Below are 23,137 nucleotides of genomic sequence, written 5' to 3'. Positions count from 1 at the left end.
CACTGTCGGCCCGCGACCAAGCCCGTTGCCGCAGAGGGTGCGCCTACAGCAGGCGATTCAGCAGACGGTCGAGTTGGGTGCGCTTGAGTCGCTTCAGCAGCTTGCGCACTTCCGGCGGATAGTGCCGCGGACTTTCCAGCGCATGGTAGTCGGCCAGCCGCGTGGCGTGCTGGCGCAGCGCAGCCCATTCCGCGTCGTGTTTCGCCTGCAACAGGTGTGACGGATCGCGCAGCACCAGCCCGTTTTCGAGATCCAGCGACCACGCCCGCGGATTGAGGTTGTTGCCGGTAAGCACGGCCACGTCGTCGTCGATCAACAAGCCCTTCAGGTGGTAGCTGTTGTCGCCGTCGCGCCACAGATGCAGGTTGAGTTGGCCACTTTCGATCTGCCGCCGGTGCGCCCGCGCGAAGCGGCGCAGGTTGTTTTCGTAGAGGTAGGGCAGCAAGCCGATGGTCTTGAACGGCTCGCCCGGCGGGATGTAGAAGTCGTTGGCGGTCTTGTCACCGACCAGGATGTCGATGCGGCAGCCACGGCGCAACAGTTGCCCCAGTACCACGCGCACCGGCCGCGGCAAGTTGAAATAAGGCGTCAGCACGATCAGCCGCTCGCGCGTGCCGCGCAAAAGCCCGAGCAGCGCCTCGTTCAGCGTGTTGTCGCCGCGACCGAAGCCCAGCAGCGGCGTTACCGCCACCGCGCCCTCGGGCAAGGCCGGGAACGGCACCTGGTAGCTGGCCTGCTGCAGGGTCTGGCGGAAATCACGGATCGCCGGCTGCAGTGACTTGGTCGACGGCACTTCCGTCACGTTCAGGCGCCGCACCGCGTCGCTGCCGATGAAGCAGGTGTCCACGAAACCTGCCATCGCGTCGGCCAGGCCCGCGTGTTGCAGCAAGTGATACCGGTCAAGTCGGTAGCGCTCATGCCGCGCCAGATAGACATCATTGAGACTGGCCCCGCTGTACAGCACGGCGTCATCGATCACGAAGCCTTTCAGGTGCAAGACACCGAACAACTCGCGGGTCTGCACCGGCACGCCGTAAATGTCGACGCCGGGACCGAGCCGCCGGGCATACTCGCGATACATCCCCGCGTTGCCTTCGCTCTTCTGTTTGCCGATCAGGCCGCGCTGCGCGCGGTGCCAGTCGACGAACACGGAAATCCGCAGGTCAGGCGCGCGCGCCTTTGCCGCATACAGTGCGTCGAGCACCTCGCGGCCCGCATCGTCATCCTGCAGGTACAGCGTCACGATCACGATGCGCCGGGTGGCTTGCTCGATGTGCCGCAGCACGGCCTGCCGGAAAGCCACCGGATCGGGCAGGACACGAATGGCATCGGCTGGCACCGCGAAAAACGGCAACGCATCCGGCAGCAGACCCGGCTTGCGCTTGCGCGGGAACGGCAACATGCGCCGCGCGATGCGGCCGGGGGCGGAAATCAGTTTGTTCATGGGCACGACAATGAGTGACAACGCCCATCATCGCAAACGGCGCGGGAAGCGCCTACCCACGAGAACGTCCCGTCAGCCACCGTTGGCGGCGGGCTCCCGCTCGCTGCGCGATGACAGGCGTGGCTGCACCTCGATCGTCGCGGTCATGCCGGCGGCGAGCAAGGTGCCATCAGGCAGGCTGTGGCTGTCGATCGCAATGCGCACCGGGACCCGCTGGGCCAGACGCACCCAGCTGAACGTCGGATTCACGTCGGCAAGCAGGTCGCTGCCGGTCGGATTGTCGCTGTCAGTGATGCCGTGGGCGATGCCGCTGATCGTGCCCTTCAGATGCACGCCGCCAGCCATCAGCCGGATGTCGACCGGATCGCCCACGCGCAGCTGCGGCAGCTTGGTTTCCTCGAAATAGCCGTAGATGTAATAGCTGTGGTTGTCGACCAGAGCCAGGCGCGCACTGCCAGCCGCCGCGTAGTCGCCCACGCGGACATCCAGGTTGGTGACATAGCCATCCACCGGAGCACGCACCTCCGTTCGCTGCAGGTTCAATTTCGCCAGATCCAGCTCGACCCGCGCCTGCTCGACGGCGGCCTGCGCCTGCTCGCGCGCCGCATCGGCCTGGCTGCCACCGGCCTTGGCCTGTTGCCAGGTGGCACGCGCGGAGTTGGCGGTGGAGACCGCGTCGTTGCGATCCTCCTTCGCGATCAGGTCTCCCAGTTGCTGACGGCGCCTGGCCTGCTCCTGGTACATCTCGTACTCGGCTTTCCGCGCATTGGCCGCGGCAAGGGCGGAACCAATGCTGGCGCCGGCCGCGCGCGCGCTGGCCTCGGTCGCGTCGAGATTGGCCTGCGCTTGCGCCAGCGCATTGCTGAAGCGGGCCGGATCGATGGCAAACAAGACGTCGCCCTTGTGCACCAGCTGGTTGTCGATGACGGCCACGCGGGTGACCAGTCCCGACACGTCCGGTGCCACCCGCACCACCTCGGCCCGCACGCGACCGTCGCGCGTCCAAGGCGAATACAGATAGTGCTTCCACAGCGCGTGGCCAAGCAGCACGGCAAGCACCACCACGACGGTGGTGATCAGGAGACGCAGCAATGACTGGATTTTCATGAGGATGACTTCAGGGAAACAGCAACAGTCCGGCCGCGCCGAACAGACATACAAACAAGGCGAGCCGGAACAGAGAGGGATGCCAGACATGGCGATACAAACCGAGCCGGCCGACCACGAGATCCAGCAATACCATCAGCAGCAGACAGCCGATGAACACCACCAGCAAGCCGGGCAGCAGCACGCCGTGGAAGGAAATTTCATAGGACACCGATGGCCTCCGGGGACGTGATGTAGCTGGCCAGCGGCGACTCGTCGTCACGCAGCGCGCTGAGCAATTGATAGAGATGCAAGCGCACGGAGCGATCATTCGCGGCCGCCGCGATCGCCTCGCTGATCTTCCGCTCCGCGTCCTGCCACCGGGTCGCGTCCGGCTGTTGGTACAGCTGCGCGACCGCTTCCACCGCCGCCGTTGCCGCGTCGCGGGTCGACGGCGCGAGGGCGCCGCCGGCCAGCTCCTGGCGCAATTCCAGCACCGCCCGACCACTCTCCTGCACGGCAAGGCTCCACGCCAGCAGGTTGCGGGATTCCTCGCTGCCCGGTTTGGTATGCGTCACCACCTGCTGGAACAGGTCGCGGCTGACACTTTCAAAACGGTATGCCAGCCCAGGCAGCGGCTCGGTCGCCGCCAGCGTCACCTGTCCGCGCAGACGCCGAAGCTGGCGCGAACGCTGCCAACCCGTTCCCGTCACCGCCGGCAGGATCATGAACGCCACGCCCGCCAGGCCCAGGCCCGCCACCTGCGCGATCGCCTCGTTGAAGAAGTGGACCGGGTCGTAAACCATCGGATTCTTCAGCGCCAGGATATAGACGAAACCGAGCATGTAACCTGCGCCGACACCCGGCAGGGTGTCCCGCGTTCTCAGATAGGGGCCAATCGCCATCAGCCCGGCGCTGGCTGCCAGCAGCATCGCGAAACCGTCGCTGCCCGGCAGCAGCACGAACACCACGATAAAGGCGGCAAGCATGCCCGCCACATAACCCTGTGCCGTATGCGCGGCCGCGCCGATCGGGTTCGGCGAGGCGGCCAGCAGACCACTGAAGATCGTCGCCAGCAACATCGCACTGGCGCCATAGCTCCAGCTGCTGGCAATCCAGAAGATGCTCAGCGAGGCCATGGTGAGAAAGGTGCGCAGCACCGCCACCGCGGCACCGGCCCAGTCGTTGCCGCGACGGAAATGCACGCGGTCCACGCTGCCGCGCAACTGCTTGCCGCGCAGCGAATCCTCGGTGAGCGTGAAGTCGCGCAGTTCGCCGGCGAAACGCAGCAGGAGGGCGGCACCGGTATCGAACTCAAGGCGCTGGGACTGATCGTCAAACAGGGCGCGCGCCGACTGGGCGCTGACCGCCAGTGTGTCCAGACACTCGGCGAGACGTGCAGCCAGTACCGCCGGATCATGTTGCTGGGCCGGCTCCGTGGTGAGTGCGTCGCCGATCGGACGGTACAGCGCGATCAGTGCCTCCGCCACGGCGGCGCGGCCGCGGCGCTGCAAGCGGTTGATCAGGTGGTGCAGCGACTGGAAGCTGGTCGACGCCGCCATGTAGCGCTGGTTGAGCAGGCGCATGCGCGTGCTGCGCGCGTGCACTTCGGGATCCTCGAAGATCACCGAGGCACGCAGATCTTCCAGACCCACGGCGGCGCGGACCGACGCCAGGTGCGCCTGTTCCATTTGTGCGCGCGGAATGCCGCCGCCGGTACTGCCCCGCACGAAGTCAATGAACTTGGCAAACTGGGCCCGCGCACTCTGCCGCAAGATCAGCCGCAGCCGCTCCGGAAAGACCAGGTCGCTGATCACCGCGGCCACCACGATGCCCAGCAACACCTCGCTCACCCGCATCACGGCGGAGTCGAATACGCCCAGCGGCTGGCTGATCGCCGGCAAGGACACGATCGCAGCGGTGTAACCCGCCAGCACGAAACCGTATGACATGAAGTTGCGATACAGCATCGCCCCGCCCGCACACAACGCCACCCACGCGGACAGGCTGAGCAGGAACAGCTCCCGCTGCTGCGGAAACAATGACAGCAGCAGCAACCCGCAAAGGCTGCCACACAGCGTGCCGATCACCCGATAGAAGCTCTTCGCCAGCACCATGCCGCTGTGCGGATGGATCACGATGGCCACCGTGATCATCGTGGTCGCCGGCTGCTCCAGTTGCAGCCACATCGCCAGCCACGCGGCCAGATAGATCGCCAGCAGCGACTTGCCGACAAAAATCCATGCGCGCGACTCACCGGCGAGAAAGTCCGCCAGCCAAGGCCACCGCGACGGCGCCTGCTCGGAATGCATGGTGGTGACGGACATCGATCAGGCCCGCTCGAGTTGATCCAGGAATTTCTTCAACAGCTTTTCCAGCTGCGCCATGTCGCGTGCCAGCAAGCCAGCGGTCTGCCGCTCCAGCAGGGCGCAGATGTCCGGCAGAAAACTTTCAATCATCGCCACGCCCGCCCGGGTGAGGGTAAGCGTCACCTTGCGTCGATCGCCTTCATCCGCGGTGCGCTCGATCAGCTGCTTATCGCACAACTCGTTGGTCAGCCGCGTGATGTTGGCGGATTTCTCGCCGGCGGCTTCTGCCAGCTGCGAGGGATTCAGGGTGTAGCCCTCGGTGCCGTACAGCATCATCAGCAGGTTGTATTCGGGATGATTGATGCCCCACGGCTTGAGCGTGGCGTTCGCATCGTCGTGCACACGCTTGTAGACATGTTTGACCAACCGCACCAGCACCGCCGGCTCGCGGGGAAAGACGGGATGGCGCTGACAGGTGATCGCCAGGCGCTGCTCGGTGGGAAGGAAACTGCTCGAATGCTCGGTCATTGGATGTCGTGTATGTAATATATTTATGTACTATATGCTTATGTATTCTATGCCTGCCACAGCACGGGGGCAAGCCTGCTGATGCGATGGGGCGGCATGTCGCGCTCGCGCACGCAAAGACGACCGGGCGCTGCAGGGCGCCCGGGGAAGGATGGGTTTGTACCCCGGAAGTGGCGGAAGGGATCGGGAGCGACGCCCGAAAACCCGTCAGCGCTCGCGGTTCGCGAGGCTGTTCCTGGCCGGGGCATGGTCACGCCAAACGATGCGGAGCCGCCGAAAACCTTCGGCGGCATGGCTGGCCCATGGCCAGCTACCCGGCGGGGGAGACCATCAGGATGCCGGCAAGCACTCGCCGTACCCGGCTACAAGCCGGTCAATGCTGGATCGGGAAGGTCTGCGCATCGCCCGGCGTGGAAGCCGCCGGCTTGACGGGTGCAGTCCGGCTTGTCGGCACATGACTGCCGCACTGATACGCGCCCCACGGCTGCGAGCCCGCGCTGGGTTCGGCCAATGGCTTGATCGTGTCGGCATGCATCTTGGCCGCCTCATTGCGGGCCAGTACTTCCAGCTCGTCACGCACGGTGATGTCGTTCCGGTCAACCGGGCCGACGTGATCCATCACCGACACCGTGACCTTGCCCAGGTCACGACAGGCAGACACATCGCCGCTCCAGGCGGTGCGCACGTTCTTCGCCGCCGGATCCATGGTGATGCCCCAACTGCAGGCGCTCAGCAACAACACGGGAACGAACAACAACAGGGTCTTGCGCATGGATGGCTCCGCAACAGTGACTTCGGGGACAAAAGGAGGCCGGACCTTGCGGCCCGGCCCCCATCGTAACTCGGCGACGCGAACGCTTCCGCCATGGCGGAAGCGAAGTGTGGCGTCGGTTCATGCCGATGCCACACTGCTGGTCACTTGGCCGGCTTGTCCGCCACCGGCTTGCCATCGGCATCGAGCACCTGCACCTTGCCGAGCTTCAACGCGCGGATCGGCGACTCGATCTTCGCGAGGTCGCCCACGATCACCCAGGTCAACTGGTTCGGGTGGATGATCTCCTTCGCCGCCGCTTCGACGGAGACGTCGGTCTGGCTTTCGATGCGCGACTTCAGGGTCTGCACATAGTCGTCCGGGCGGTTGTACTGGACGATGCCCTGCATCGCACCCATCACCGCCGAGGTGGTCTGGTACTGACCCGGCATGCTGCGCACGTCGCCGACCTTGACCTTGCTGATCTCAGCTGCGGTCAGCGGCTTGTCGCCGATCACGCCCTTGGCTTCCTTGAGCATTTCCTCGACCGACGGTGCGGTCTTGTCGGTCTGCACCGGCGCATACAGCATGAACGGGCGCTGGCCCACGGCCGGACGCAGGAAACTGAAGGCACCGTAAGCCCAGTGCTTGTCCTCGCGCAGGTTCATGTTGAGACGCGAGGTGAAGGTGCCGCCGAAAGCCCCATTCATGGTCTGGATTTCCAGATCATTCGGCGCTTCGGTGGACGGTGCCAGGCTGCCGGCCAGGATCAGGCTCTGCTGGGCTCCGGGACGATCGACCAGGAACACGCGCACCTGATCAGGCGCCGCGACCTTGCCGATGTTCTTTGCCGGGATCTTGCCGGCGGGTGCCTTCCAGTTCCCGAATGCGGCGTTCAACTGCGGAATGATCTTGTCCAGCGTGGTATCGCCGGCGACCAGGATCTTCATGTTGTCCGGGCGGATGAAATCGCCCATGAACGCACGCATGTCGCCGGCGGTCAGCGAGTTGATCGACGCTTCGGTACCTGTGCCGGTAAACGGGATCGCGTAGGCGTGACCCTTGCCATACAGCAGCGGCGGCAGGGTGCGCAACGCGATGCCGGTGGGCTGGCTCTTTTCCTGGGCGATGCCGGCCAGCCACTGGCCGCGCAGACGACTGATGTCCGCCTCGCGGAAGGCCGGGTTGCGCACGATGTCCGCAAACAGGTCGAGCGAGGGCTTGAGCTGGTCGTCGAGCGCATTGAGCGACGCGCTGCAGTAATCCAGCCCGCAACCGCTGGCGATGATCGCGCCAAGGCGCTGCTTGCGCGTGGCGATCTCGACCGAGTCCAGGTTCTTGCTGCCTTCGTCGAGCATCGACATGGTGAAGCTGGAGGTGCCCAGCTTGTGTCCCTGGTCAGCCGCATAGCCGGCGTTGAACAGCAACTGCATCTGCACCGCCGGAACCGTGTGCCGCTCGGCCAGGATCACTTCCACGCCGTTGTCCAGCTTGCCGCGTTCCAGCGTCGGGAAGCTCAGGTCGGGGAAGCTGCTGACCACGGGCACGCCCTTGCTGCGATCGACATCGCTGGCCACGGTCTTGTAGTCGCCCTTGGCTGAAAGCACCGGCGCCGGTGCGCCCGGGGCGGCGGCGCGACCTTCCATCTTCGCCGTGTCGGTGTCTTCCACCTTGCCCGGCACCACGGTCAGCGTGTAGTCGCCCCTGGCGATCCACTTGTCGGCCACCGCCTTGACGCTGGCCGGCGTGGCCGCCATCAGTTCGTTGAAGTCTTTCAGATACTGGCCCGGGTCACCGTGGTACAGCTGACCCTGGGCAAGGATCGACGCCTGCGTGTTGACCTTCTCCAGCCCGCGCACGAAGGAAGCACGCGTTTCGGTCTTCACCCGCGCCAGCTCGTCGGCAGTGGGACCGTTCTTGAGGAATTTCTGCCATTCGTCGGCAATCGCGGCCTCGACCTTCTTCGGGTCGACGCCTTTCTTCACGTCCACCTGCAGCTCGAACATGCTGGCCAGCACGTGCTGGTCCACATCCACCGACACGTCGTCGGCCAGCTCGTCCCGGTAGACCAGCCGCTGATACAGCCGCGACGTCTTGCTGCCGCCCAGCACGGCGGCGGCCAGTTCCAGCAGATTTTCGTCACTGCTGCCGCGACCGGGCACGTTCCATTCGCGATAGATGCGGGTCTGCGCCACGTTGTCGGTCATGGTGCCGGGGGTGGAGCTGTCGCGCGCGGCGATCCACGGCTGCGGGCGCGGCACCTGCGGCCCGGCGGCGATGTCGCCGAAATATTTCAGCATCTTCTCTTTCGCGATCGCCGGGGTGATGTCGCCGGACAGCACCACCACCGTGTTCGCCGCGCCGTAGTAGTCGCGGAACCACTGCTTGACGTCGCCGAGCGAGGCGGCGTTCAAGTCATCCATCGAGCCGATGGTGTCGTGGTGGTAGGGATGATTGGCCGGAAAGGCCTCGGCCTGGATCAGCTCGCTGGCACGACCATAAGGCTGGTTCTCGCCCTGGCGCTTCTCGTTCTGCACCACGCCGCGCTGCTCATCGAGTTGCGGCTTGCCGATCGCACCCAGCAGATGGCCCATGCGGTCCGATTCCATCCACAACGCCATGTCCAGCGCGCTGGTGGGAACCGTCTCGAAGTAGTTGGTGCGATCCAGCCAGGTGGTGCCGTTCTGGTCGGTGGAACCGGCCAGCTCGAACGGCTTGAAGTATTCGTCCTTGTGGTTCTCCGAGCCCTGGAACATCAGGTGCTCGAACAGATGCGCGAAACCGGTCTTGCCCTTCGGCTCATAGGAGGAACCGACGTGATACCACACGCTGACCGCCACCACGGGCGCCTTGTGGTCTTCATGCACCACCACGGTCAGGCCGTTCGGCAGGGTGAAGCGGCTGTAAGCCAACTCCGGGATCTGCTGCGAGGACGAAGCGGCGGACGTGGCCGCGGGAGTGGTGTCCGGGGCCGCCCAAGCCATTGGCACGCCGCCAGCAAGGGTGAGCGCGCCGGCAATCAGCAGGGCGAGTGGTTTCTTTGTCACGGTGAACCTCCTGTTTCACGGATAAGTCTCCACAAGGTAACGGCGCGCGACAGGTGCCGCAAATGACTTGCGGCATGGTCGACAGCCGCTGTCCGCAGATCCGCCCAGCTGTCCGTTCGCGGTCGCCGACAGTGTCCGCGGACAAGCCCTGCGCCAAGGTCAGCGCGTGACGCTGCCGTGAAATCAATGACTTGGCGCCGCTGCAACCGTTGGCACGCGGATTGCTCTTAGTCCATTGCAGGGACTCTTCCCATTCGTCGGAGACAAGCTCATGAAATTTGAAACCTTGATGTTGCGCTGCCTGTTCATCGCCTGCCTGACGGTATGCGGCCTGATCTTCGGCGCGATGCTCACCACCACGCCAGCCTCCGTGCAATTGGCCAGCGGCAGCCATATCGGCATGATCCTGCTGGCCGCGCCGAGCAGCTGCGCGCTGCCGGCCGACGGGGTGATCTGCCCGCACATCGACAACGTGCCCGCGCTGAATGGTTGAGTTCGGAACACGCTGACAGGTGATAATGGACGGATGCTTCACGTCATCCTGTTCAATCCCGAGATCCCGCCCAATACCGGCAACGTGATTCGCCTGTGCGCGAACACCGGCGCCGCGTTGCATCTGATTCGCCCACTGGGCTTCGAGCTGGACGACACCCGGTTGCGCCGCGCCGGGCTCGACTATCACGAGTACGCCCGGCTGGCGGTACACGATGACCTGGCGAGCTGCCTTGCCGTGATCGGAGCGCCGCGCGTCTTCGCCTTCACCACGCGCGGCCGCGTTGCCCATGTCGACGCCCGCTTCGCCGATGGCGATGCCTTGTTGTTCGGCTGCGAAACCGCCGGCCTGCCAGGCGAGGTGCTGGATACCATTCCAGCGGCGCAACGCCTGCGCCTGCCGATGTGCCCGGACAGCCGCAGCCTGAACCTGTCGAACACCGTCGCCGTGGCGGTTTACGAGGCATGGCGTCAGCTCGGCTTTCCCGGTGCCGCCCAAAACCCGTAGGAGGCCGCTGGCGGGCGATGCGTCGTCCCGCGGGGTCCAGAGCAAAGCATCGTCCGCCAGCGAGCTCCTACAGTCAGCGGTCGGCACGGCTACAATCGGCGGATGAATGCTGCCTCCCCCAACTCCTGGTTGCCGCAACCGCTGCGCAAGCTTGCCGGCCGTGCGCTGGAAACCGCGCTGAACCACACCTTGTCACTGGATCCGGACACACGGCAAAAGCTGGCCGCGTTGAACGGGCGCAGCGTGCAGTTGCACGTTCGCGGTCCGGAAATCGCGCTCGCCATCACCGTGGAGGACGCGCACCTCAAGGTCGGTCCCCCGCAGGACGACAGCCAGCTCAAGGTGGCCGCCACGCCGGGCAGCCTGCTGGCGATGATGTTCCGCCGCGACGACGACGGCATTGCGCCGGGCAAGGTGGAGATCGCCGGTGACGCCGAACTGGCCCGCCGGTTGGAAAAACTGGCCAGCAAGTTCGCTCCCGACTTTGAGGAGGCGTTCGAGCGCACCTTCGGCGACGTGCTCGGCGTGCCGCTGGCCAGCGCCGTACGCAAGGGTCTCAGCCATGCCCGCGAATCCGCCAGCCATCTGACCGAAGACACGGCTGACTGGTTGCGCGACGAAGCCCGCGTGGCGATGGCTCCGGGCGAAGTCGAAGGCTTCCTCGACGGCGTGGACGAACTGCGCGAGCGCAGCGACCGGCTGGAATCACGCGTGCAACGATTGATGCGGCGCATGCAGGGCAACGCCGCATGACGCCGCTGAAGGTGGTTCCCCGGCTGCTGCGGGTCGCCTCGGTATTGCTGGCATACCGGCTCGACGAACTGGTCGACGCGGCGCATCTGTATCGCCCGCTGAAATGGCTGCGACCGCTGGTCGCCAAGCCGCGCGTCGACATCCGCGGCTTGACGCGTGGCGCGCGTCTGCGCCATGCACTGACCGACTTGGGGCCGATCTTCGTCAAGGCTGGCCAGGTGCTGTCGACCCGCCGCGATCTGGTGCCGGCCGACATCGCCGATGAGCTGGCACTGCTGCAGGACCAGGTCGCGCCGTTCCCCGGTACCGAGGCCCGCGCGATCGTCGAGCAGGAACTGAAGTTTCCGATTGGCCGTCTGTACGCCCAATTCGACGAAGTCCCGCTGGCCTCTGCCTCGATCGCCCAAGTCCACGCCGCCACCCTTCACGACGGTCGCGAAGTGGTGGTGAAAGTGCTGCGACCGGGCATCGACGCGCAGATCGCCCGTGACGTGAAACTGCTGCGCTCGCTCGGCGAACTGGCCCAGCGCTGGCACCCCAATGCGGACAAGATCCGTCCACTGGAAGTGGTCGCCGAAGTCGAGAAAATGCTGGGGAACGAACTGGATCTGCAGCGCGAAGGCGCCAGTGCCAGCCTGCTCAAGCGCAACTTTGTCAGTGGCGTGGACCTGTATGTGCCTGAAGTGCACTGGGACCTGACCGCCACCCGCGTGCTGACACTGGAGCGCGTGTACGGCCTCAGCAGTGACGACATCGCCGCGATCGACGCGGCCGGGCTCGATCGCAAGGCACTCGCGATCAAGGGCGTTCGGGTGTTTTACGAGCAGGTGTTCCGCGACAATTTCTTCCACGCCGACGCGCACCCCGGCAACATCTGGGTCGATCCCGCGCGCACCGGCGAGCCACGCTTCATCGCGCTGGATTTCGGCATCATGGGTTCGCTGCCCGAAGCCGACCAGTACTGGCTGGCGCAGAACTTCATAGCCTTGTTTGAACGCGACTACGCGCGCATCGCGCAACTTCACGTGGCCGCCGGCTGGATGCCGTCCGATGTGCGGCTGGATGAGCTGGAGGCGGCGGTGCGCACGGTGTGCGAACCCTACTTCACCCGTCCGCTGTCGCAGATCTCGCTGGCCGAGTTGGTGGTGAAGCTGTTCCAGACCGCGCGCCGCTTCGAGTTGACCCTGCAGCCGCAACTGATCCTGCTGCAGAAAACGCTGCTCAATATCGAGGGCGTCGGGCGCATGCTCGATCCGGAGATCGACATCTGGGCAGTCGCACATCCGGTGCTCAAGTGCATCCTGCGCGAGCGCTACAGTCCGTTGCGGACCTTCCGCGAAGTGCGCAAGCGCTTGCCGGAGTGGCTGCACGATGCACCGCAGTTTCCCGAACTGGTACGCGATGCACTGCGCCAGGTCGGTCGCGGCGAACGACGCCAACTGGCCGATCCGCTCGCGCTGAAACTGACGCTGGAAAACGCACACCGGCAGCACCGGGTTCTGGCCAGCAGTCTGCTCGGCAGCACGTTGCTGATCGGCGCGATCCTGATGGGCACCTTGTCACCGCAACACGGCATCTGGCCACCGTTGTGCGCTGGCGCCGCCGGCCTGCTGACCCTCCTGATCGGCTGGCCCCGCCGCTGACCACACCCGGGCAGGAACCCGCTCGCGGGCGATGCTCTTGTTCGAGTGCCCGATCACAGCCATCGCCCGCGAGCGGGCTCCTACGACAGATTTCAGGCTCATGATCGAGATTCTCTACCAGGACGACGCGCTGATCGCGGTGAACAAGCCGGCGAATCTTGCCGTGCATCGTTCGAAGATGGTCGGCAACGCCGACGAATTCCTGATCGACCTGCTGCGTGAACAGGTGGGCGACAACGTGTATCTCGCCCACCGACTCGACCGCGCCACCAGCGGCGTGCTGCTGGTCGCCCGGAGCAAGGACGTCGCCGCCGCACTCGGCGAGCAGTTCATGGGCCGCACCGTGCACAAGCAATACCTGGTCGTGGTGCGTGGCTGGCCCGATCCCGGCGAAGGCCTGGTCGACTATGCATTGCCCGGATCCCGCGAAACCGGGCCGCGCCGCGAGGCCCGCACGCAGTACCGCACGCTGGCCACGATCGAGGTACCCATCGAGCTCGGTCGCTATCCGCAACAACGCTATGCATTGGTGCTGGCCGAGCCGGAGAGCGGCCGCTTCCGCCAGATCCGCAAGCACCTGGCGCATATCCACCATCCGGTGATCGGCGACTGCCAGCACGGCCGCGGCGACCACAACCGGCTGTACAAACAGCACTTTGGTTGCCACCGCATGCTGCTGCACGCATGGCGGGTGCGCTTTGCGCATCCCCTGACCGGTCTCGCCATGGCGATCGACGCGCCGCTGGATGATGCCTATGCCAGGCTGCTCCTCCGGTTCGGCTGGACCTTGCCAGACGTCGCTCCCATGTAGGAGCGGCTTCCGCCGCGATGCTCTTCGATCCATCAGCCAAGAGCATCGCGGCTGAAGCCGCTCCTACGTATTCGCGCCATCCCCTACACTTCCCGCATGCTGACGATCAGCCGCACCCTTTCCCTGCCCGAATCCGAACTGGTCGAGCGCTTTTTGCGCGCGGACGGTCCCGGCGGTCAACACGTGAACCGCACCGAGAGCGCGGTGGAGTTGCGTTTCGACGTGGCCAGCTCGCCCTCGCTGCCGGAGGAAATCCGTGCGCGACTGCTGGAACGGCGTGATCGCCGGCTTACCGCCGAAGGCGTGCTGGTGATCCAGGGACGACGTTTCCGCGACCAGGCGCGCAACCGCGATGACGTGCGCGAGCGGCTGGTCGAAATCATCCGCGGCATCCTGGTGCCGCCGAAGAAGCGCCTCGCCACCCGCCCCACGCGTGCTTCGAAAGAACGCCGTCTGGCGGGAAAGCAGCAGCGTGGGCAGATCAAACAAAATCGCTCACGCAAACCGGATCTCGAATGAAGGGCCAACTACCCCGCCCCGAGCAATTGCCACCGAACATGCCGCACCTGACCGACAACTGGCGTCGTCGGCTTTGTCGTGGCGTGCTGCGACTGTGTGGCTGGAGCCTGGTCGGCGAGTTTCCCGACGTGCGGCGGGCGGTACTGATCGCCGCGCCTCATTCGTCGTGGTGGGATGGCGTGTGGGGCTTGCTGATGAAGGTTGCCATCGGCGCCGAGATCCACTTCATGGGCAAACAGGAGCTGTTCCGCGGCCCGCTTGGCAAAGTCCTGCGTCAACTCGGTGGCATGCCGATCGACCGCGGCGCCGCCAAGGGCGTGGTCGAGCAGATGATCGAGCAGTTGCAACAACGCGACTCGCTGTGGCTCGGCATCGCACCGGAAGGCACCCGCAAACCGGTGGTGCGCTGGAAGAGCGGCTTCTGGCGCATCGCCCACGACGCCGGCGTACCGATCGTCACCGCCTGGTTCAACTACCCCGACAAGACGATCGGCGTCGGTCCGCTGTTTCACACCAGCGACGACATGGAAGCGGATCTGATGCGTCTGCGCGCGTTCTATGCGCCGTTCCGGGGCAAGCGCCGCAACGTGTGATCCGGGCAAAAGCCCGGGAATGTTGCGCAAGAGGTCTTGGTATCGCCCGTGCGTTTCGTGCGTGTCCGCAGGGATCCGGTGGCCAAGCCAGGTCGGAAGGAGCCGCCCAGCCCGCGAACCTCAGCGTTGCGAATGGCTCGGATCATCGTGTTCACGATGGCTCAGCAGGCCGGGGCGGATCAGGTCGATGAAGGCGCGCGCCTCCGCACTGAGGAACTTGCCCTTGCGTATCACCACGCCGTAGCTGCGCTGCGGGAAATACTGCTTCATGTTGCGCACGGCCAGCCGCTCGCTGTCCGCGGCGGTGATGCAGATGCCGGTGACGATGGAGATACCCATGCCCATCGCCACATATTCCTTGATCACGTCCCAGCCGCCGACCTCGATCGCCACGTGATACGGCACCTGTTGTTGCTGGAACACCAGGTCGACCAGCCGGTAGGTCGACAATCGTTGCGGCGGCAGAATCAGGCCATACGGTGAAATGTCCTCCAGCGTGATCTTGTCCCTGGCGGCCAGCGGATGATCCGGCGGCATGATCAGCATCGGGTCGAAATGATGCACGGGGGCCCAGGCGATGTCGTTGGGTACGTCGAGCATCGAACCGACCGCGAAATCGGCATCGTCCGCGCGCAGCATGGCCATGCCGTCCTTGCCGGTGACATTGGCCAGTTGCAGTTGTACCGCGGGAAAGCGTTCGCGATAGCGACGCACCAGTTCGGGCAGCAGGTACTGGATGGTCGAGGTGCCGGCCGCGATCGTCAGCCGCCCGGCCTGCAGCCCCTTCACCTTGGCCTGGAAGTCGCGATCCAGCGTGTCCCAGCCTTCGACCAGCGGTCGCGCCAGCTCGTACAGCGCCTCGCCCGCATCGGTCAGATTGATGCGACGACGACGCCGTTCCAGCAGGCTGCAGCCCAATTCGCGCTCCAGCGCCTGCAACTGCAGGCTGATGGTGGGCTGCGACAGGTACAGCGCCTCCGCGGCACGGGTCAGCGTGCCCAGCTTCACGACGCTGACAAACGCACGCAACTGCTTGTGTCGATTGCCTTTGTAGTAGAAACGCCCGGCGCTCTCCGCGCCCGCGCCGTCACCGCGCTGTCTGGCGCCGCTGCGGGGTGTCTTTTTGATCTTATTCAGCGAAATATCGTGCTTTTTCATCTCGAAATTTCAATACGTTGGCGTATGTATTGGTAATGCTCATAGTAATGATTGAAACATTCACTTTGTCAAATAGCTGATTTGTACCTAGCTTCGTGCCATTCCCGACACGGAGCGATGCCATGGCAGTACCCCAGGAAAAACTCGAACTCGGCACGGCTGAGATCCATGCGGATCAGGCGGGTTACGAGAGCATCCTGACCCCGGCCGCGCTCGCCTTGCTGGCCCGTCTGCACCGCCGTTTCGAGCCGACCCGCCAGCGCCTGCTGCAGGCTCGGGGCGAACGTCAGGCCGCGTGGGACGCCGGCAGCCTGCCCGACTTCCGCACCGATACGGCCGCCATCCGCGAATCGGACTGGCGCGTGGCGCCGATCCCGGCCGCGTTGCGTGATCGTCGCGTCGAGATCACCGGGCCGGTCGAACGCAAGATGATCATCAACGCGCTCAACTCCGGCGCGAAGGTGTTCATGGCCGACTTCGAGGATTCCTCGGCCCCGACCTTCGCCAACCAGCTGGACGGGCAGATCAACCTGCGCGACGCGGTACACGGCTCGATCGATTTCACCTCGCCCGAGGGCAAGCGCTATCGCGTGGGTGACCACCCGGCCGTCCTGGTGGTGCGTCCACGTGGCTGGCATCTGCACGACAAGTTCTTCAGTGTGGACGGCGAAGCGGTGTCCGGCGCACTGGTCGATTTCGCGCTGTTCGTGCAACACAACGCGCGCGCGCTGCACGAGCTTGACCGCGGCCCGTACTTCTATCTGCCGAAACTCGAAGCGATGGAAGAAGCCGCGCTGTGGAACGCCGTGATGGCCGCTGCCGAAGACGAGCTGCAGCTGCCGGTGGGCACGATGAAGGCCACCGTGCTCATCGAGACGCTGCCGGCCGCGTTCCAGATGCACGAGATCCTGCATGCGCTGCGTGGTCGCGCGGTCGGCCTCAATTGTGGCCGCTGGGATTACATTTTTTCGTATCTGAAAACCCTGCGCGGCCATCGCGACCGGCTGCTGCCCGAACGCGGCCAGGTGCAGATGATCGCGCCGTTCCTGAAAGCCTATTCCGAACTGCTGATCCAGACGTGTCATCGCCGCGGTGCATTCGCGATGGGCGGCATGGCCGCGCAGATCCCGATCAAGGGCGATGAAGCAGCCAACGAAGCGACGCTGGCCAAGGTGCGCGCCGACAAGCTGCGCGAGGTGCACGCCGGTCACGACGGCACCTGGGTCGCGCACCCGGCGCTGGTACCGGTGGCGCAGCAGGTCTTCGACGAACACATGCCGGCGCCGAACCAGCTCGACGTGATGCGCACGGACGTGAACGTCAGCCGCGAGCAATTGCTCGCCGCCCCGAACGGCACCATCACCCGCGCCGGGTTCGACAACAACGTCGAGGTCTGCCTGCGTTACACCGCCGCGTGGCTGGACGGCCTAGGCTGCGTCCCGATCCATCACCTGATGGAGGACGCCGCCACCGCCGAAATCGCGCGGGCGCAGCTGTGGCAATGGCTGCACCACGGGGCACTTGAATTCCCCGATCAAGCACCGATCGACTTCGCGTTGTTCGACCACGCCGTGGCCACCCACACCCATCGTCTGCGCGACAGTCGGCATCCCGGCGCAGCACGCGCCGACGCGGCCGCCGCGCTGCTCACAGCCATGACCCATGCCGACGTCCTCGGCAACTTTCTCACCCTGCCCGCCTACGACCAGCTCGCCTGACCGCCGCCATCTGCAGCAACATCCTCATCGGAGCCATGCCATGAAGACCCACGCCCTGCCCACCGCTGAACAGATCACCCTGGACTGGAAGAACAACCCGCGCTGGACCGGCGTTCAGCGCAACTACTCCGCCGAGGACGTGGTGCGCCTGCGCGGCACCGTTCACGTGGAACACTCGCTGGCCCGCCACGGCGCCGAGCGCTTGTGGAAGTCGCTGCACAAGGAAGACTTCGTCAACGCGTTGGGCGCGCTCACCGGCAATCAGGCGATGCAGCAGGTCAAGGCCGGCCTGCAGGCGATCTACCTGAGCGGCTGGCAGGTCGCGGCCGATGCAAACGTGGCCGGCGAAATGTATCCCGACCAGTCGTTGTACCCGGCCAACTCGGTGCCGCTGGTGGTCAAGCGGATCAACAACACCCTGCTACGCGCCGACCAGTTGCACCACGCCGAAGGCAAGGACGACTGCGACTGGCTGGTGCCGATCGTGGCCGATGCCGAGGCCGGCTTCGGCGGCGTGCTCAACGCGTTCGAACTGATGAAGGCGATGATCGAGGCCGGCGCCGCCGGCGTGCATTTCGAGGACCAGCTGGCCTCCGTGAAGAAGTGCGGCCACATGGGCGGCAAGGTGCTGGTGCCGACCCGCGAGGCGGTCGACAAGTTGAACGCCGCGCGCCTGGCGGCCGACGTGGCCGGCGTGCCAACCCTGCTGGTGGCGCGCACCGATGCGGATGCCGCCGATCTGCTGACCTCGGACATCGACGACAACGACAAGGCGTTCATCACCGGCGAACGCACGGTCGAAGGCTTCTACCGCGTCAATCCGGGCCTGGACCAGGCAATCAGCCGCGGACTGGCCTACGCGCCGTACGCCGACCTGATCTGGTGCGAAACCAGCAAGCCGAACCTGGACGACGCCCGCAAGTTCGCCGAGGCGATCCACGCGAAATTCCCGTGCAAGATGTTGGCCTACAACTGCTCGCCCAGCTTCAACTGGAAGAAGAACCTGGACGACGCCACCATCGCCAACTTCCAGAAGGAGCTGGGCGCGATGGGCTACAAGTTCCAGTTCATCACGTTGGCCGGCTTCCATAGCCTGAATTACGGCATGTTTGATCTGGCGCATGGTTACGCGCGGCGCCAGATGAGCGCCTTCGTCGAACTGCAGGAAAAGGAATTCGCTGCCGCGGACCGCGGCTTCACCGCGGTGAAGCACCAGCGCGAAGTGGGCACCGGCTACTTCGACGCGGTGACCCAGGCGATCCAGCAGGGTCAGTCATCGACCACCGCACTGAAAGGCTCGACCGAGGAAGCGCAGTTCGCCCGTCACGCCGCCGCGTAATGGTGAGAAGCGAGTGGATGAGTGAGGAGCAGGAAGCGAAGGATCGCTTCCAGTCTGTTCTCACTCCTCTCCACTCGCTTCCGCTTTCAAAGGCGGCACCAGCGCTATCACCGTCCAACCCGGCTTCGGTTCCAGCTCGCGCTTGGCCGACGCCACTCGCAAGGCCCCCTTCTCCTCGATGCCGAACATCAGCACCGTATTGGAGCCGTACTGTTCGATGAAATGCGGCCAGTCGAACGTGGCACTGAGCTTGGTCGACTTGATCCGCCAACCCTGCTCAAGCATCTCGGCGAAGCGACCATGCGTCATGGTTTCGTCAAACAGCGGCGGCGCCAGCAGGCTGCCGGCGAGGGCTGCCCGGTCGGTGTTCTCCTGAGGAGTGAGGTTGCGCAAGCGGTAGACCTTTTCGCGACCGAACTCCTGCCGGTAGTGCACGCAGGCCAGCGAGTTGCGTTCGCGATGGGTGGAAACGGCCAGCAGGCGACCAATGCCGGTCAGATCCAGATGCCGCTCGGCATGCGGTGAAGCCGGGTTGCCGAAGAACGTGTTGCGCCCTTCCATGCGGGCAAGCCGGATGCCATCCCAATCATCATCGGCGAGTACGACATGGAAATCGGCGTCAGCCAGCGCCTTGCCGATCGCACGCGCCACCACGTCGGAACCGAAAATCAGCACGCCACGCGGCTCCGGCTCGGCCACTTTCAACCAGCGCGCCAGCGGCCTCGCCGTGGCGCTCTGGAACACCACGGTGCCGATGATCAGGGTGAATACCAGCGGCACCAGTGCGTCGGCACCGGCGACCCCCAGTACATCCAGCCGCAGTGCAAACAGCGCCGATACCGATGCCGCGACGATGCCACGCGGTGCCACCCAGCCGATCAACGCGCGCTCGCGCCAATTCAGTCCGCTGCCGAACGTGGCAATCGCCACGGTCACCGGCCGCACCAGGAATTGAGCGATCACGAACAGGGCGATGCCCGCGCCCAGCATGCCTTCCGGCAGTGGCCAGTGCAGGCGTGCGGCCAGCAGGATGAACAGCATCGACACCAGCAAGGTGGTCAGGCTTTCCTTGAAATCAAGGATGTCGTCGATATGCACGCCGCGCAGGTTGCCCAAGGCGATGCCCATGATGGTCACCGCCAGCAGGCCCGATTCGTGGGTCAGGGTATTGGAAACGCTGAAAGCCAGCAGCACCGATGCCAGCACCGCGAAGTTCTGCAGATACTCGGGAATCATCTGGCGACGCAGGAAGAACGCCATCATCCAAGCGGACAACGCGCCAATACCCACGCCACAACCGACAGTGGCCACGAAGATGCCGATCGTGTGACCTTGCTGACGCGACACGATGGCTTCATAGATCAGCACCGCGAACAACGCGCCCAGCGGGTCGATCACGATGCCTTCCCAGCGCAACGTGTTGGCGATGCGTGCATTGGGTCGCAGCGTGCGCAGCATCGGCGAAATCACGGTCGGGCCGGTGACGCAGGCCAGCGCGCCGAACAGCAACGCGATCGGCCACGCCAGGTCGGCGACCAGGTGGGCGGCCAATGCCAGCAACAGCACGGTGGCCACCGCGCCGTAACTGATCAGCCCGCGCACCGCCTTGCCGATCCCCGGCAGTTCGTTGAAGCGCAGGGTCAGGCTGCCCTCGAACAGGATCAGTGCCACCGCCAGCGACACGACGGGAAACAGCAGCTCGCCGAGCAGCTTGTCGGGATCAAGCACGCCGCTGACCGGGCCGAGCACGATACCGGCCAGCAACAGGAACACGATCGCCGGCAGCTTCACCCGCCACGCCAGCCACTGCGCCAGAAAGCCGATCACCAGCATGCCGGTGAGCATCAGGCTGAGCTCGATAGTCATCATGATCCTTGGGAATATCCGGGCGCCATCGAACCATGCGCGACGGGACACGTCCAGCCACGCAGACCGGTCGATCGCTCAGAAGCGGCGGTATTGCAACGCCTCGGCCAGGTGCTCACGTTCCAGCAGCGCCGCGCCACCGTCGAGGTCGGCAATCGTGCGAGCCACCCGCAAGACGCGATGATAGGCCCGGGCGGACAGGCCCAGCCGCTCCAGCGCAGCCTCGAACCAGCGCCGCTCGGGCGCGCCCAGCGCGCAATCGCGCTCCAGTTCCCGGGTGCTGATCTCCGCATTCGGCCGACCTGCCCGCATCAGCGACTGCCGCCGCGCATTGAGCACGCGGGCACGCACCGTGGCGGAATCCTCGTCGCGCTCACCGCGCGGGGCACCCAGGTCAGACAGCGGCACCGGCGGCACTTCCACACACAGGTCAATGCGATCCAGCAGCGGGCCTGAAATGCGCGCGCGATAACGCTGGATCTGATCGGGGGTGCACTGGCAACGCGGGTCACCGGCATAACCGCAAGGGCACGGATTCATGGCGGCCACCAGCTGGAACTGCGCGGGAAACGTCGATTGCCGCGCTGCCCGCGAGATCATGATGTGGCCCGATTCCATCGGCTCACGCAGCACTTCCAGCACGTGCCGGCTGAATTCCGGCAGTTCGTCGAGAAACAGGACCCCGTTGTGCGCCAGCGAGACTTCGCCTGGTCGCGGATACGAACCACCACCGACCAGGGCGACAGCCGAAGCGGTGTGATGCGGCGAGCGGAACGGGCGACGACGCCAATGCGCCAGATCGGCGCCCTGGCCGGCGATCGACAGCACCGCGCACGTCTCCAGCGCCTCGGACTCCGTCAACGGCGGCAGGATGCCAGGCAGGCGTTCGGCCAGCATGGTCTTGCCGGTACCGGGCGGGCCGATCAGCAGCAGGTGATGACCACCGACCGCAGTGATCTCCAGCGCTCGACGTGCCTGCAGTTGTCCGCGCACGTCGGCGAGGTCGGGGCCGTCCGCGGCGCCGCCATTGCTGGGAATGCCGACCGGCATCGACAACTCGTGCGCGCCGCGCAGCCAGCTGCAGACGTCGGCCAGCGTATCGGCCACCCGCACGTCCACGTCAGGGACCAGTGCGGCTTCGGCAGCATTCTCGCGCGGAACCACCACACGCCGCCCCCTTGCCCGCGCCCGCAACAAGGCCGGCAGCACGCCGGACACGCTGCGCAGCGCCCCACTCAACGCCAGCTCGCCAAGGAATTCGCAATCGTCCAGCTTGTCGCGAGGCACCTGCCCGCTGGCGGCAAGAATGCCCAGCGCGATCGGCAGGTCGAAACGGCCGCCATCCTTGGGCAGCTCGGCAGGCGCCAGATTCACCGTGACGCGGCGCCCGGGATATTCGAAGGCGGTGTTCTGTATGGCCACACGCACGCGGTCGCGCGCCTCGCGCACCGCCGCCTCGGGAAGACCCACGATATTCGTCGATGGCAACCCGCCGGAGAGATGCACCTCGACCATCACTTGCGGCGCGGCGATCCCTTCCTGTGCACGGCTCAGGGTGACGGCAAGACTCATGCGGCCGCGGGTCTAAACAGGAAAGACAGGGCGCTGACAGGCACTGACATGAAGCGGCTCCATCAGCAGCGCTGAATAAATAACCGCCTCCGATCGTTCTCGGGGTGAGGGTGACGGATCGGAGGCGGCTCCCGGGAGGTGGTTTTACGAACCCGTGCGGGCAGCTACCGCAGCCTCCAACTCGGCCACGCGTTGCTCCAATTCGTCGACCTTGGCGCGGGTACGCGCCAGTACCTGGGACTGGACTTCGAATTCTTCGCGGGTGACGAGGTCGAGGCGGCGCAATCCTTGCGCCAGAATATCCTGGAAGTTGGTGCGCAAATCCTGATGCGCTTGTGCCACCCCTGGCGGAACCAACGACACAAGTCGCAGGGCAATCTGGTCGATATCCTGCCTACCCATCATGGATAGCACCTCGAGCTCGTCGAGTTAAATCTTAGGTGAACGAGATTCAGGGCCGCCATCGGTACGCTCCATCAATAATTGTAAGGATTGTCCTACACACCCAGTCGTCAGGCGACAACCTGTCGGCGTGCAGGCAAAATGGCTACCCGGCGCACTCGACGCCCTGGCATAAGGAATCAACCCATGAAGCTGGTCGTGGCGATCATCAAGCCGTTCAAGCTGGACGACGTCCGCGAGGCGCTGGCGGAAGTGGGTCTGCAGGGCATCACGGTGACCGAAGTGAAGGGGTTCGGCCGCCAGAAGGGCCACACCGAGCTCTATCGGGGCGCCGAATACGTGGTGGATTTTCTGCCCAAGATCAAGCTGGAAGTGGCCGTGGCTGATGATCAGCTCGATCGGGTGCTGGAAGCGATCCAGAACTCAGCCCGCACCGGCAAGATTGGCGACGGCAAGATCTTTGTGAGCTCCCTGGAGCAGGTGATCCGCATCCGCACCGGCGAGTTGGATCACGACGCGCTGTAATTCCGTCGCAGGCCGCGCCAGCGCTGGCGGCGCCCGCATCTCCTCCTGACTTATGCACAAGTTATTGGGTTGA

The 23,137-nt window shown here is 65.1% G+C and carries 21 protein-coding genes; 10 read left to right on the top strand and 11 right to left on the bottom strand.

Features of this window, described 5'->3' with window-relative positions:
• Nucleotides 1-43: 43 nt before the first annotated feature.
• The 7 genes from pssA to ACVWWQ_RS13645 form a co-directional block, all read right to left on the bottom strand.
• Nucleotides 44-1,444 (bottom strand): CDP-diacylglycerol--serine O-phosphatidyltransferase, encoded by a 1,401-nt coding sequence (gene pssA, locus ACVWWQ_RS13675; protein WP_133948662.1) that lies wholly within the window; start codon nt 1,442-1,444, stop codon nt 44-46.
• Between the two features lie 72 nt (nt 1,445-1,516).
• On the bottom strand, nt 1,517-2,551 hold the full coding sequence (locus ACVWWQ_RS13670) for an HlyD family secretion protein (protein ID WP_133948664.1): 1,035 nt from the start codon (nt 2,549-2,551) through the stop codon (nt 1,517-1,519).
• Between the two features lie 10 nt (nt 2,552-2,561).
• Nucleotides 2,562-2,762, bottom strand: coding sequence for a DUF1656 domain-containing protein (locus ACVWWQ_RS13665; protein WP_457383433.1), 201 nt, complete (start codon nt 2,760-2,762; stop codon nt 2,562-2,564).
• Nucleotides 2,752-4,857, bottom strand: a complete 2,106-nt coding sequence (locus ACVWWQ_RS13660) for an FUSC family protein (RefSeq protein WP_133948669.1) — start codon at nt 4,855-4,857, stop codon at nt 2,752-2,754. The genes ACVWWQ_RS13665 and ACVWWQ_RS13660 overlap by 11 nt, the downstream gene beginning before the upstream one ends.
• Nucleotides 4,858-4,860: 3 nt before the next feature.
• Complete coding sequence (locus ACVWWQ_RS13655; protein ID WP_133948671.1) at nt 4,861-5,367, bottom strand: MarR family transcriptional regulator; 507 nt, start codon at nt 5,365-5,367, stop codon at nt 4,861-4,863.
• Between the two features lie 373 nt (nt 5,368-5,740).
• Nucleotides 5,741-6,139 (bottom strand): DUF4156 domain-containing protein, encoded by a 399-nt coding sequence (locus tag ACVWWQ_RS13650; protein WP_099653036.1) that lies wholly within the window; start codon nt 6,137-6,139, stop codon nt 5,741-5,743.
• A gap of 143 nt (nt 6,140-6,282) precedes the next feature.
• Nucleotides 6,283-9,165, bottom strand: coding sequence for a M16 family metallopeptidase (locus ACVWWQ_RS13645; protein WP_133948673.1), 2,883 nt, complete (start codon nt 9,163-9,165; stop codon nt 6,283-6,285).
• Between the two features lie 271 nt (nt 9,166-9,436).
• On the opposite strand from ACVWWQ_RS13645, the gene ACVWWQ_RS13640 reads away from it, so the two are divergent.
• The 7 genes from ACVWWQ_RS13640 (at nt 9,437) to ACVWWQ_RS13610 (ending at nt 14,484) form a co-directional block, all read left to right on the top strand.
• Nucleotides 9,437-9,658 carry a hypothetical protein gene (locus ACVWWQ_RS13640; protein ID WP_133948675.1) on the top strand — a complete coding sequence of 74 codons (222 nt, stop codon included), beginning with the start codon at nt 9,437-9,439 and terminating at the stop codon, nt 9,656-9,658.
• A 33-nt stretch (nt 9,659-9,691) separates the two neighbouring features.
• Entirely contained in the window at nt 9,692-10,165 is a 474-nt protein-coding gene (trmL, locus tag ACVWWQ_RS13635; RefSeq protein WP_099653039.1) for a tRNA (uridine(34)/cytosine(34)/5-carboxymethylaminomethyluridine(34)-2'-O)-methyltransferase TrmL, read from the top strand.
• Nucleotides 10,166-10,267: 102 nt separating this feature from the next.
• On the top strand, nt 10,268-10,918 hold the full coding sequence (locus ACVWWQ_RS13630; protein ID WP_133948677.1) for an SCP2 sterol-binding domain-containing protein: 651 nt from the start codon (nt 10,268-10,270) through the stop codon (nt 10,916-10,918).
• 5 nt (nt 10,919-10,923) lie between these two features.
• Nucleotides 10,924-12,561 carry a ubiquinone biosynthesis regulatory protein kinase UbiB gene (ubiB, locus tag ACVWWQ_RS13625; RefSeq protein ID WP_208321595.1) on the top strand — a complete coding sequence of 546 codons (1,638 nt, stop codon included), beginning with the start codon at nt 10,924-10,926 and terminating at the stop codon, nt 12,559-12,561.
• A 100-nt stretch (nt 12,562-12,661) separates the two neighbouring features.
• Entirely contained in the window at nt 12,662-13,372 is a 711-nt protein-coding gene (locus ACVWWQ_RS13620) for a pseudouridine synthase (protein ID WP_099653042.1), read from the top strand.
• 96 nt (nt 13,373-13,468) lie between these two features.
• Nucleotides 13,469-13,891: an alternative ribosome rescue aminoacyl-tRNA hydrolase ArfB gene (gene arfB / locus ACVWWQ_RS13615; RefSeq protein WP_133948681.1), complete on the top strand. Its 423-nt coding sequence runs from the start codon at nt 13,469-13,471 to the stop codon at nt 13,889-13,891.
• Complete coding sequence (locus ACVWWQ_RS13610) at nt 13,888-14,484, top strand: lysophospholipid acyltransferase family protein (protein ID WP_133948683.1); 597 nt, start codon at nt 13,888-13,890, stop codon at nt 14,482-14,484. The genes arfB and ACVWWQ_RS13610 overlap by 4 nt, the downstream gene beginning before the upstream one ends.
• A 120-nt stretch (nt 14,485-14,604) precedes the next feature.
• Here ACVWWQ_RS13610 and ACVWWQ_RS13605 read toward each other — a convergent pair whose 3' ends face one another.
• Nucleotides 14,605-15,642 carry a LysR family transcriptional regulator gene (locus ACVWWQ_RS13605; RefSeq protein WP_133948685.1) on the bottom strand — a complete coding sequence of 346 codons (1,038 nt, stop codon included), beginning with the start codon at nt 15,640-15,642 and terminating at the stop codon, nt 14,605-14,607.
• Between the two features lie 122 nt (nt 15,643-15,764).
• On the opposite strand from ACVWWQ_RS13605, the gene aceB reads away from it, so the two are divergent.
• A complete protein-coding gene (gene aceB, locus ACVWWQ_RS13600; RefSeq protein WP_133948688.1) occupies nt 15,765-17,360 on the top strand; it encodes a malate synthase A in 1,596 nt (531 codons plus the stop codon).
• Between the two features lie 40 nt (nt 17,361-17,400).
• On the top strand, nt 17,401-18,699 hold the full coding sequence (gene aceA / locus ACVWWQ_RS13595; RefSeq protein WP_133948690.1) for an isocitrate lyase: 1,299 nt from the start codon (nt 17,401-17,403) through the stop codon (nt 18,697-18,699).
• A 60-nt stretch (nt 18,700-18,759) separates the two neighbouring features.
• Here aceA and ACVWWQ_RS13590 read toward each other — a convergent pair whose 3' ends face one another.
• The 3 genes from ACVWWQ_RS13590 to ACVWWQ_RS13580 all read right to left on the bottom strand — a co-directional run bounded on the left by ACVWWQ_RS13590 (nt 18,760) and on the right by ACVWWQ_RS13580 (nt 22,542).
• Nucleotides 18,760-20,565 carry a cation:proton antiporter gene (locus tag ACVWWQ_RS13590; protein WP_099653048.1) on the bottom strand — a complete coding sequence of 602 codons (1,806 nt, stop codon included), beginning with the start codon at nt 20,563-20,565 and terminating at the stop codon, nt 18,760-18,762.
• A gap of 78 nt (nt 20,566-20,643) precedes the next feature.
• The gene (locus tag ACVWWQ_RS13585) at nt 20,644-22,137 is read right to left on the bottom strand and encodes a YifB family Mg chelatase-like AAA ATPase (RefSeq protein ID WP_099653049.1); all 1,494 of its coding nucleotides are present in this window, start codon (nt 22,135-22,137) and stop codon (nt 20,644-20,646) included.
• Between the two features lie 144 nt (nt 22,138-22,281).
• Nucleotides 22,282-22,542 carry an accessory factor UbiK family protein gene (locus tag ACVWWQ_RS13580; RefSeq protein WP_099653050.1) on the bottom strand — a complete coding sequence of 87 codons (261 nt, stop codon included), beginning with the start codon at nt 22,540-22,542 and terminating at the stop codon, nt 22,282-22,284.
• 183 nt (nt 22,543-22,725) lie between these two features.
• Here ACVWWQ_RS13580 and glnK point away from each other — a divergent pair, with 183 nt between their 5' ends.
• On the top strand, nt 22,726-23,064 hold the full coding sequence (gene glnK / locus ACVWWQ_RS13575; protein WP_099653051.1) for a P-II family nitrogen regulator: 339 nt from the start codon (nt 22,726-22,728) through the stop codon (nt 23,062-23,064).
• Nucleotides 23,065-23,137 lie beyond the last annotated feature (73 nt).

The organism is Rhodanobacter sp. TND4EL1 (assembly GCF_054061035.1).
Note: the sequence above shows the minus strand (reverse complement) of the source record. Positions and strands in the feature narration are given on the sequence as shown.